This window comes from Streptococcus sp. CCH8-H5 (assembly GCF_001556505.1).
Classification (GTDB): Bacteria; Bacillota; Bacilli; order Lactobacillales; family Streptococcaceae; genus Streptococcus.
Window position 1 is genome coordinate 124099 of the sequence record NZ_LSIZ01000109.1, and the last position, 12009, is coordinate 136107.

General features: G+C 41.7%; 9 protein-coding genes. 8 read left to right on the forward strand and 1 reads right to left on the reverse strand.

Going from position 1 to position 12009, the window contains the following annotated elements; all coding sequences use genetic code 11:
• The first annotated feature begins 9 nt into the window (after positions 1–9).
• From rnpM to AX663_RS07970, 5 genes are all read left to right on the forward strand, one after another.
• A complete protein-coding gene (gene rnpM, locus AX663_RS07950; RefSeq protein WP_002883779.1) occupies positions 10–306 on the forward strand; it encodes an RNase P modulator RnpM in 297 nt (98 codons plus the stop codon).
• On the forward strand, positions 299–601 hold the full coding sequence (locus AX663_RS07955; RefSeq protein ID WP_060973185.1) for a YlxQ-related RNA-binding protein: 303 nt from the start codon (positions 299–301) through the stop codon (positions 599–601). The genes rnpM and AX663_RS07955 overlap by 8 nt, the downstream gene beginning before the upstream one ends.
• Before the next feature lie 18 nt (positions 602–619).
• A complete protein-coding gene (gene infB / locus AX663_RS07960) occupies positions 620–3454 on the forward strand; it encodes a translation initiation factor IF-2 (RefSeq protein WP_060973186.1) in 2835 nt (944 codons plus the stop codon).
• A gap of 93 nt (positions 3455–3547) precedes the next feature.
• Entirely contained in the window at positions 3548–3901 is a 354-nt protein-coding gene (gene rbfA, locus AX663_RS07965) for a 30S ribosome-binding factor RbfA (RefSeq protein WP_060973187.1), read from the forward strand.
• Positions 3902–3965: 64 nt separating this feature from the next.
• The gene (locus AX663_RS07970) at positions 3966–4529 is read left to right on the forward strand and encodes a TIGR00730 family Rossman fold protein (protein ID WP_060973188.1); all 564 of its coding nucleotides are present in this window, start codon (positions 3966–3968) and stop codon (positions 4527–4529) included.
• 19 nt (positions 4530–4548) lie between these two features.
• Here AX663_RS07970 and AX663_RS07975 read toward each other — a convergent pair whose 3' ends face one another.
• Complete coding sequence (locus AX663_RS07975; RefSeq protein WP_060973189.1) at positions 4549–5994, reverse strand: UDP-N-acetylmuramoyl-L-alanyl-D-glutamate--L-lysine ligase; 1446 nt, start codon at positions 5992–5994, stop codon at positions 4549–4551.
• Positions 5995–6088: 94 nt separating this feature from the next.
• On the opposite strand from AX663_RS07975, the gene AX663_RS07980 reads away from it, so the two are divergent.
• The 3 genes from AX663_RS07980 to AX663_RS07990 all read left to right on the forward strand — a co-directional run bounded on the left by AX663_RS07980 (position 6089) and on the right by AX663_RS07990 (position 12004).
• On the forward strand, positions 6089–7720 hold the full coding sequence (locus tag AX663_RS07980; RefSeq protein WP_060973190.1) for a putative polysaccharide biosynthesis protein: 1632 nt from the start codon (positions 6089–6091) through the stop codon (positions 7718–7720).
• Positions 7721–7835: 115 nt separating this feature from the next.
• The gene (locus AX663_RS07985; RefSeq protein ID WP_060973191.1) at positions 7836–10616 is read left to right on the forward strand and encodes a cation-translocating P-type ATPase; all 2781 of its coding nucleotides are present in this window, start codon (positions 7836–7838) and stop codon (positions 10614–10616) included.
• Between the two features lie 293 nt (positions 10617–10909).
• Positions 10910–12004 (forward strand): cystathionine gamma-synthase, encoded by a 1095-nt coding sequence (locus AX663_RS07990; RefSeq protein ID WP_002890005.1) that lies wholly within the window; start codon positions 10910–10912, stop codon positions 12002–12004.
• The last annotated feature ends 5 nt before the right edge of the window (positions 12005–12009 follow it).

Consider the following 12009-nt stretch of genomic DNA (forward strand, 5'->3'; position numbering starts at 1 on the left):
AGGTGTTTGATGGCTAAAACACGAAAAATACCTTTACGCAAATCAGTTGTCTCAGGAGAAATCATTGATAAACGTGATTTGCTCCGCATTGTAAAAACTAAAGATGGTGAGATTTTCATTGATCCAACAGGAAAGAAAAATGGCCGAGGTGCTTACATTAAATTAGATAATGAAGAAGCTCTCCAAGCCAAAAAGAAACGTGCTTTTAACCATAGTTTCTCCATGGATGTTCCTGAAAGTTTTTATGATGAACTCATTGCTTATGTGGATCACAAGGTCAAAAGAAGAGAGTTAGGTCTTGAATAACACAGAAAAATTGTCAAATATGTTGGGACTAGCACAAAGAGCTGGAAAGCTTATTTCTGGCGAGGAACTTGTCATTAAGGCAGTTCAATTAGGGCAGGCGAGACTAGTTTTTCTTGCCAATGATGCTGGTAGTAACGTAACTAAAAAGACGACTGATAAATGTAACTACTATAATATAGAAGTCTCCACAGTGTTTAACGCACTGGAATTAAGCATGGCTATTGGTAAACCAAGAAAAACGGTTGCTGTAGTTGATGCTGGATTTTCAAAGAAAATGAGGACTCTTATGGACTAAAGAATAGGAGGACATCACGTGTCAAAGAAACGATTATATGAAATCGCAAAAGAGGTTGGTGTAGAGAGCAAAGTTGTTGTTGCAAAAGCTCAAGAACTTGGTCTTTCTGTGAAGAGCCACTCCTCATCAGTTGAAGAAGCTGATGCTAATCGTATCACTTCAAGTTTAAAAGGGGGAGCTGTTAAGGCTGAAAGTAAGCCAGCTTCCAAAGTGGTACCTGCTCCTAAAGAGGAAAAGGTAGCGCCTAAGGTTGTTGAGGCTCCTGCTTCGAAACCAACTCCTGCTAAGGAGTCTCCAAAGGCTGAGGCAAAGGAAACACCTGCGACTCCAAAGAAACCACAAAGCCGTAACTTTAAGGCAGAACGTGAAGCGCGTGCCAAGGCAGAAGCAGAACGTCGTCAAAATGGCGGAGGCCGTGACAACCGTAATCGTAACCGAAAACAACAAGGAAACGATCAAGGTAAACGTCAGAATAATGATCGTCGCAACCAAAATGGAAATGGTCAAGGAAACCGTAACAATGGAAACCGCGATAACAATAGTAATCGTGACCGTAATTTCCAAGGTAAACAGCGCAATGATCAAGGTCGCAATAAACGTAACGATGCTGCCCGTAACAATCAGGCAGGACCACGTATTGACTTTAAAGCGCGTGCAGCAGCCTTGAAAGCAGAGCAAAATGCAGAATATTCACGTCAAAGTGAAACACGCTTCCGTGAAGAAAAAGCTGCAGAGCAACGCCGTGCGAAAGAGCAAGAAAAGGCAAGAAAAGAAAAACAACAGGCTGAAGTCGCTGCTCAAAAAGCAGTTGCTGAAGCTAAGCCAGCTCCAAAACCAGCACCGGCTGCTCAACCAGCTCCAGCTGCACAAGCACAAGATACACGTCGTAAAAAGGCACGTCCAGATAAATCACGTGATAATCGTCGCGAGAATGAAGATGGACCTAAGCAAACAAGAAATAATAAGTGGAATAATCAAAACCAAGTGAGAAATCAACGAAATAGTAACTGGAATAAAAACAAAAATAAAAAAGGTAAAAATAACCGTGGTAATTCAGCTCCAAAACCAGTAACAGAGCGTAAATTCCATGAATTACCAAAAGAATTTGAATACACTGAAGGCATGACGGTTGCAGAAATCGCAAAACGTATTAAACGTGAGCCAGCTGAAATCGTTAAGAAACTCTTCATGATGGGTGTTATGGCAACTCAAAACCAATCTCTTGATGGGGATACTATTGAGTTGTTGATGGTTGACTACGGTATTGAAGCAACCAAGAAAGAAGAAGTCGATAATGCTGATATCGAACGTTTCTTTGTTGACGAAGACTACCTCAATAAAGATGCTATGGTAGAACGTGCACCAGTTGTTACTATCATGGGACACGTTGACCATGGTAAAACAACCCTTCTTGATACCCTTCGTAACTCACGTGTTGCGACTGGAGAAGCTGGTGGTATCACACAGCATATTGGTGCCTACCAAATTGAAGAGGGTGGTAAGAAAATCACCTTCCTTGATACTCCAGGACACGCGGCCTTTACATCTATGCGTGCCCGTGGTGCTTCTGTTACAGATATTACTATCTTGATTGTAGCTGCGGATGACGGTGTTATGCCACAAACTATTGAAGCCATCAACCACTCTAAGGCTGCTGGTGTTCCAATCATTGTTGCGATTAACAAGATTGATAAACCAGGTGCTAACCCAGAGCGTGTAATCGGTGAATTGGCAGAGCATGGCGTTATCTCAACTGCATGGGGTGGTGATAGCGAATTCGTTGAAATTTCAGCGAAGTTTGGTCAAAATATTGAAGAGTTACTTGAAACAGTTCTTCTTGTGGCTGAAGTGGAAGAACTTAAAGCTGACCCAACAGTTCGTGCCATCGGTACCGTTATTGAAGCGCGTTTGGATAAAGGTAAAGGTGCGGTTGCAACCCTCCTTGTTCAACAAGGTACCTTGCATGTTCAAGACCCAATCGTTGTTGGTAATACCTTCGGTCGTGTCCGTGCTATGACCAATGACCTTGGTCGTCGTATTAAGACTGCAGCACCATCAACACCAGTTTCAATTACTGGTTTGAACGAAGCGCCTATGGCGGGTGACCATTTTGCCGTTTATGAAGACGAAAAAGCAGCTCGTGCAGCCGGTGAAGAACGTGCCAAACGTGCTCTTATGAAACAACGTCAACAAACACATCGTGTTAGCCTTGATAACCTCTTTGATACCCTTAAAGCTGGTGAATTGAAGACTGTTAATGTTATCATCAAGGCCGACGTACAAGGTTCTGTTGAAGCCTTGGCAGCATCACTTCTCAAGATTGATGTTGAGGGTGTTCGTGTTAATGTTGTTCACTCAGCAGTGGGTGCTATCAACGAATCTGATATTACTCTTGCGGAAGCTTCAGATGCTGTTGTTATCGGATTTAACGTTCGTCCTACACCACAAGCACGTCAACAAGCAGAAACTGATGAAGTTGAAATTCGTCTTCACAGCATCATCTACAAGGTTATCGAAGAAATCGAAGATGCCATGAAAGGAATGCTTGATCCTGAATTTGAAGAAAAAGTCATTGGTGAAGCTATTATCCGTGAAACCTTCAAGGTTTCTAAAGTCGGAACAATCGGTGGGTTCATGGTTACTAGTGGTAAAATCACTCGTGACTCAAGTGCCCGTGTGATTCGTGATGGTGTCGTTATTTTTGATGGTAAATTGGCAAGCTTGAAACACTTTAAAGATGACGTTAAAGAAGTCGGAAACGCTCAAGAGGGTGGTTTGATGATTGAAAACTACAACGATATTAAAGTTGATGACGTTATCGAAGCTTACATTATGGAAGAAATTAAACGTTAATTTTGTTAGCTTTAAAAAGCTTACTTAGGAGATAAAGCTAGGTCATCTGGCCTGGCTTTTGTTCCATCATAATAAGAGAGAAAGGATAAGACTATGGGAAATTCATTTCGTGTAGACCGTGTTGGTATGGAAATCAAACGTGAGGTCAATGAAATTCTTCAAAAGAAAGTTCGTGATCCACGCGTACAAGATGTCACTATCACAGATGTGCAAATGCTTGGCGATTTGTCAGCTGCTAAGATTTTTTACACTATTCATTCAACCTTGGCCTCAGATAACCAAAAAGCACAAACTGGTCTTGAAAAGGCTACTGGGACAATCAAGCGTGAACTTGGTAAAAAATTGACCATGTATAAGATTCCAGATTTAACCTTCATTAAGGATGAATCTATCGAATACGGTAATAGAATTGATGAAATGCTTCGTAATTTGGAGCGTAAAGACTAAGAAAAAATTCCTGTCAGTTATGGCAGGAATTTTGCGTTATAATAGAATAAAAAGGAGGACTTCAATGAAAGTAACAGTCTATTTGGGAGCTAATATGGGTGACAATCCTAGCTTTAAGAAAGCAACGATTGCCTTGGGCCAGTGGATTGCTAAAAATGGGCATACTCTAGTCTATGGTGGTAGTAAGATGGGGCTGATGGGAGTTCTTGGTGACACTATTTTGGAAAATGGGGGAGAGGCTCATGGAATTATGCCGCAATTCCTCAAAGATAGGGAGATAGCTTATGAGGGATTGACTTCAATGACCATAGTAGAAACCATGGCAGAACGAAAGACTGCTATGCTAGAGCAAGGAGACCTCTTTATCGCCCTTCCAGGAGGTCTAGGAACACTGGAAGAAATTTCTGAAGCTATTGCAGCTGCTCGCGTCGGTAAGCTGGACAAACCCTGTGTTTTCTTCAATCTCAATGGCTATTATGATGCTATGAAAACAATGTTGGATACCATGGTTACTCATGACTTTTTAGAGGCTGAAACAGCAGCAAAATTCCTCTTTACAGATGATTTTTCAGAAATTGAAGCTTTCGTCCAGTCCTACACGCCTCCTCAATTGAGACGTTATCGGTAGTATTGCTTTAACTAAATGCTTACAAATATTTCTTAGCGACTTCTATATCGCCAGCATAGTTATCACGTTTCCCATTTACGATTTGGAAAGCATCAGCACCTTTACCGGCAATAACCACAGCATCTTTGGAGTCTGTAGTCTCAGATATTGCTGTTTTGATTGCTTCTTCTCGATCAACAATGATACGTACCTCACGGTTGATGTGACTGGCAATTTCTTGACAGATAGCAAAAGGATCCTCCTTGTTAGGATCGTCGGCTGTTAGGAAGACATCAACATCAGGGTAGGTATTGAGGACATGTCCGAAGTCTTTACGACGACTTTCACCTTTATTTCCAGGAGCCCCTAGAATTAGGCTAATATGGCCATCTTGATGGCTGGTTACGACTTGTAAGAGCTTATCTAGGCTATCTCCATTGTGAGCATAGTCCACAAAAACCTTGGCTCCTTTAGTTTGTGTAAGAACTTCCATACGCCCTGGAACAGAGGTCTGAGCAATCCCTTCTTTGATGTCTTGAAGGCTAGCTCCAAGACGTAGGCAGGCTAGACCTGCAGCCATAGCATTGTCCTGGTTAAAGTCACCGATAAGTTGGATATCATAGTCGCCGGCTAATTTCCCACTTGCCTTAAAGCTAAAACCTGAGCCATGTTTAACAGCATTGTCGGAGTTTTTACCATAGAAGTCATGCTCTTTATCTGCAACTTCTTCAGCAATAAAATCAAAGTGATCCATACCGCTATTTACGATAACAACTCGACTGTTTTCCAAGAGGAGACGCTTATGGTAGAAGTAGTCTTCAAAGGTTGGGTGTTCAATAGGCCCAATATGGTCTGGGCTGATGTTAAGAAAGACACCTACATCAAAAGTCAATCCATAGACACGCTTAGTCAGATAGGCTTGACTTGAGACTTCCATAATCAGATGGGTCATGCCATTATCAACAGCTTCAGCCATCATACGGAAAAGGTCCAAACTCTCAGGTGTTGTTAAGGTAGACTTGAAGAAGTTTTTTCCGTCTAATGTCGTGTTCATGGTTGAAAGCATAGCAGGTTTATGACTTTGCTTGAGAATATTGAAGGCAAAGTAGGCTGCTGTTGTTTTCCCTTTTGTCCCAGTAAAAGCCAGCAATTTTAGTTTGTCTTGGGGGTATTGGTAGAAGGCCTGAGCAACGAGGCTCATAGCCTGCTTGATATCTGTTACGATAATGACAGGAATTCCCACTTGATAATCTTTTTCAGCCACGTAGAAACTCAAGCCAGCTTTGACAGCATTCTCTAAAAATTCAGGCTTAAAGGCAGCCCCTTTGGCAAAAAAGAGGGAAGATGGTGTGACATCACGACTGTCGTAAGAAAGATGATCAAAAGTCACTCCAGTCCATGAATAGTAGTAGTTATCTTGGTCAATAATATCTCGAAAATTACGGTCCTTTTTGAGAACCTCTAGAACTTGTTCAATAGTAATCATAGTTCCTATTTTAGCCTTAATGTTCTTGTTTTACAAGTCACAGCCAAAAGTTTATAATAAACTAGATTATATTTTATTCTCTAGAAAGAAAGTTATGACTGAAACTAAAACTGACACACAGCAGCAGCAGATGCTAAGAGGGACGGCGTGGATGACAGCATCCAATATTATCAGTCGTCTATTAGGGGCACTTTACATTATTCCTTGGTATGCTTGGATGGGTAAACAAGGCGACCAAGCCAATGCCCTCTTTGGTCAAGGGTATAACATTTATGCCCTTTTCCTTTTGATTTCTACAGCAGGGATTCCAGTCGCAATTGCCAAACAGGTGTCTAAATACAATACTCTTGGAAAGATGGAGACGAGTTTCTTCTTACTCAAGCGTATCTTGTATTACATGATTGGTCTCGGACTGATCTTTGGCGTTTTCATGTACTTTGCTTCGCCGTGGATGTCTTACCTTTCTGGGGGAGACGAGGATCTGGTTCGCGTAATGCGTAGTCTCTCTTGGGCAGTTGTTATTTTCCCATCTATGTCTGTTTTACGAGGCTTTTTCCAAGGCTTTAACAACATGAAGCCTTATGCTTTAAGTCAGATTGCGGAGCAGATTATCCGTGTTATTTGGATGCTGTTGGCGACCTTCTTCATCATGAAAATTGGGACAGGCGATTATGTGACAGCAGTTGTCCAATCGACTTTTGCCGCTTTTATCGGTATGTTGGCTAGTTATGGGGTGCTTTTCTTCTACCTTTGGAAGGAGGGCAAGCTCAAGAGTCTTTTTGGCAAGCAGGCTGTTCATCCAGATATCAATCCGACTGCAATTGTTATTGAAACCTTTAAGGAAGCTGTCCCTTTTATTATCACTGGATCTGCTATTCAGCTTTTCCAACTGATTGACCAATGGACCTTTATCCGTACTATGGAGAAGTTTACAAGCTATAGTAACAGTCAACTTCAGGTTCTCTATGCTTACTTGTCTTCAAACCCAAGTAAGATTACCATGATTTTGATTGCCGTTGCTCTTTCTATTGCTGGGGTTGGGATTCCACTCTTGACTGAAAATATGGTTAAGAAGGATTTGAAGGGAGCGGCTAAGTTGATTATCAATAACCTACAGTTGCTTTTGCTCTTTATTGTTCCTGCCATTGTAGGATCAGTGATTTTAGCAAAACCACTCTACACAGTTTTTTACGGGGCACCAGATAGCCAGGCCCACTTGCTCTTTGTAGCCAGTCTGATTCAAGTTATTTTCTTGGCCTTGTATAGCGTTTTAGCACCTATGCTTCAGGCAATCTTTGAAACCCGTAAAGCTATCAACTATTTTGCGATTGGGGTTTTAGTTAAGGGAGTCTTACAGTTACCATTGATTATTTTCCTAGGAGCTCTTGGACCAGTTATTTCAACAGCCATCGGCTTAGGTGTTCCAATTGCTCTGATGTATAATCGCCTCCACACTGTTACGCACTTTAGTCGTAAGACAGTGTTTAGAAAAGCCTTACTCATCTGTATCCTTACAGTGCTCATGGCTATTCCAGTTGCAGTCTTCTATGGGGTGTTCCAGTTTGTACTTTCACCAACAAGCCGTGTGGGCAGTGTGATTTACTTGATCATTGGAGGAGGCCTTGGAATTGGTGTCTATGGCGTTCTTGCTCTTGTAACTCGTATGGCTGACCAATTGCTTGGCACCCGAGCAGCTAGCCTACGTGCTAAATTACATATTAAATAAGATTTAAACCAAGTCGTGTAGCTTGGTTTTTTCTTATCAACATTTTCTGAAAAAGGAGTATAATAGGGGTGAAAAAATGAAATCGTTTTAATAATTTAGAATCGAGGAAAGGACTATGACTGATTCTAGACAAGAAAAGATAAAATTAGGGACCTATCCTCCTGAACAAGTTTACCAAGTATTGCAGACAAGCCGTCAAGGTTTGAGCTCACAAGAGGTTAAGGAGAGGCAGGCGACTTATGGACCTAACCAATTGAAGGAAAGTAAGACGGAGCCTATTTGGCTGACCTTTTTCAGACATTTTACTAGTCTCATGGCTCTCTTATTGTGGGCCGGTGGCTTTATCGCTATGCTCTCTCATAGCTTGGAGTTGGGGATTGCAATTTGGTTGGTCAACATTATTAATGGTCTCTTTAGCTTTATTCAAGAATATAGAGCAAGTCAGGCTACGGCAGCTCTTAACAAGCTTCTTCCATCCTATGCGCGAGTTCTTCGTGATGGTAAGGAGGACAAGATTCTAGCTCAAGACTTGGTGCCAGGTGACTTGGTTTTCATTGAAGAAGGAGACCGTATTTCTGCAGACGGACGCTTGGTCGCTGTGACAGATTTGCAGGTTAATCAATCGGCCCTCACTGGTGAGTCTAATCCTATTTATAAGTCAGATCAAGCGGATTTGACTCCCGACAAGACTGAGTTAGAGTATGACAATATGGTATTTGCAGGGACTACTGTCTCTTCTGGCTCTGGACATTTTATAGTATCTGCTATCGGGATGAAAACTGAGTTTGGACAGATTGCGGATTTGACACAGAATCTTGCTCAGGAAAAGAGTCCCCTTCAGAAAGAATTAGACCATTTGACTAAACAGATTTCAGTTATTGCGGTGTCTGTAGGTCTCTTCTTTATGGTGGCAGCGACTCTATTTGTCCATCAGCCTTTGTCTCAAGCCTTTATTTTTGCATTGGGGATGATTGTGGCCTTTATTCCTGAAGGACTTCTTCCCACAGTTACTCTATCTTTAGCCATGGCCGTTCAGCGCATGGCTAAGGACCATGCTTTGGTTAAGAAGCTGTCTTCGGTTGAGACGCTGGGAGCAACTTCTGTTATTTGTTCGGATAAAACAGGGACTTTGACGCAAAATGCCATGACGGTTAACCATCTATGGACCTTGTCAGATAGTTATGAGGTAACTGGGCTGGGTTATGCATCAGAAGGACAGATTGAGCAGGAAGGGCAACCTGTTTCTCTTAAAGAAAATGAGCTCCTTAATCGTTTGGTCCGATTCTCTCATTTGGCTAGTAATGCTCAAGTTGTGGCCCCTAGTGCTGATAATCCCAATTTTACAATTTTAGGTGATCCAACTGAGGCTTGTCTTAATGTTCTCGCCGAAAAAGCAGGAATTAATTTAAATGACAATCATACTTGGGCCCCTCGCCTCAAGGAAATCCCCTTTGATTCTGATCGTAAACGGATGACAACAGTGCATAAGCTTGATTCAGGATTGGATGGCAGTCATCATATCTCCATCACAAAAGGTGCTCCCAAAGAAGTGATGGAGCTTTGCTCAGACTATTATGATAATCAAGGAATGATTAAATCATTGACAGCTACTGAGCGTCAGGCTATCCTTGCGGCCAACGACCAGTTTGCCCGAGACGGTTTACGTGTTTTAGCTGTGGCCTATAGACCTTTAGACAGTGAGCATGTTGGAGAAGACAAATGGGACATGCAGACCTTGGAGGACAATATGGTCTTTCTAGGCTTGGTTGCCATGAGTGATCCGCCACGTCAGGGTGTGCGTGAAGCCATTGAAAAATGTCATAGAGCTAGTATTCGTATTATCATGGTGACAGGTGATTATGGCTTGACAGCTCTTAGCATTGCTAAGAAAATCGGAATTGTACAAGGGGACGATGCGCGTGTTGTTTCAGGTCTTGAACTGGCAGATATGGATGACAATCAGCTCAAAGAAGCTCTTAAAGGCGAAATCGTTTTTGCTCGTGTAGCACCTGAACAAAAATACCGTGTGGTCAATGCGCTTCAAGAACTTGGCGAAGTTGTCGCTGTTACTGGTGATGGTGTTAATGACGCCCCTGCCCTAAAAAAAGCTGATATCGGTGTAGCTATGGGGGTATCAGGAACTGATGTTGCCAAGGAATCCGCAGATATGATTTTAACAGATGATCATTTTGCTTCTATTGTTCATGCTGTCGAAGAAGGTCGTGCAGTTTATAGAAATATTCAAAAATTCCTGACTTATATTTTTAATTCCAACACGCCAGAAGCCGTACCCTCTGCTTTCTTCTTGTTCTCTTTGGGACGCATACCTCTTCCCTTAACGGTTATGCAAATCCTAGCCATCGACCTGGGAACAGATATGATGCCTGCTTTGGGGCTGGGGGTTGAACCGCCTGAAGAGGGCGTTATGGACAGACCACCAAGACGTCTCTCAGATCGCTTGCTCAATCGACAATTATTGATTAAGGCTTTTGTCTGGTATGGACTGATTGAAGCAGCCTTAGCTATGGGGGCTTTCTTCCTTAATTATTGGGTTAATCAAGGTAATTTAAACCATTTGGCCAGCTCAGGTCCCCTCTATCGAGAGGCAACTACCATGACCTTAGGTGCTATTATCTTTACCCAAATTGGTATGGCTATGAATAGCCGTAAAGGTAGAGGGTCTATATTCCAAGTTAAACCATTTGCTAATCGGATTATTAGCTTAGGGATTGTTTTAGAAATTGTCCTCTTTATCCTCCTGTCTTACGTGCCTTTCTTCCACACGTTATTTAACACTGCACCTATTGGACTTGATGATTGGCTCTATTTACTTGCTTGTCCGTTTGTTATTATGGCTTTGGAAGAAATCAGATATCGCTTATTTGATAAAAAGTAAGTCAGTGGCATACCTTAGATTGAAGCAAGATTTTTAAATCATTTCTTAGTGCTTGAAACTATGATGTTTCAGGCACTTTTTGATGCTTGAAAACCTACATTCGACAATCTCAGAAATTGGGATTATTTTAAATTAGAGTCAGTATCTATCTGTCTTTCTAGGTTATAGAAATAAACTATAACTAACTATCAAGAATCCGTATGATGAACTTACCATTATTTTCAGAAAATAGTGATAAAATAGAGGTCATAGATATGGAGTATATCCACTTTACCATGTAGAAAGGGCACATTATGACACAAGAATATCAATTAGAAACCATTTTGGCACACGCAGGAATCAATTCGGATGAAGCAACAGGAGCCTTGGCTTCACCAATTCATTTTTCAACAACTTACCAACATCCAGAATTTGGCCATTCTACTGGTTTTGACTATACACGAACTAAAAATCCAACACGCGCAACAGTGGAAAAAACACTTGCAGCTATTGAAAAAGCAGATTATGCTATTGCGACAAGTTCAGGGATGAGCGCCATTGTTTTGGCTTTTGAAATTTTCCCAGTAGGCAGTAAGGTTGTAGCTGCGCGTGATCTTTACGGGGGTTCTTTCCGTTGGTTTAATGACAAGGAAAAAGAAGGTCGTTTCTTTTTTGAATACACAAATACAGAAGATGAGATGATTGCGGCTATTACAGAAGATACCGATATTGTCTACATCGAAACACCGACAAACCCACTTATGATTGAGTTTGATATTGAAAAAGTGGCCAAAATTGCTCATGACAAGGGTGCGGTGGTTATTGTTGATAATACTTTCTATAGCCCAATCTATCAAACCCCGATTACTCAAGGTGCTGATATCGTTGTCCATTCAGCTACTAAATACCTATCAGGGCATAATGATGTTTTGGCTGGTGTTGTTGTGACCAGCAACCAAGAATTCTACGATAAACTTTATTATAACCTCAATACGACTGGTCCTACCTTGTCACCATTTGATAGCTATATGCTCATGCGTGGTCTTAAAACCTTAAAACTTCGAATGGAGGCATCGACAGCCAATGCTCAAGAAGTTGTAGCTTTCTTAGAAAAGTCACCAGCTGTTAAGGAAGTCCTCTATCCAGGCAAGGGTGGTATGATTTCCTTCAAAGTGGCTAATCAAGACAAGATTCCAACCATTATCAATTCCCTAAAAGTCTTTACCTTTGCGGAGAGCCTAGGTGGTGTTGAAAGCTTGATTACCTACCCAACGACACAAACCCACGCAGATATTCCAGGTGATGTGCGTGCTTCCTATGGTTTGACAGACGACTTGCTTCGTCTTTCAATTGGTATTGAAGCAGCACAAGATTTGATTGCTGACTTGGAAAATGCCCTTAGTCTTTAAGGAGT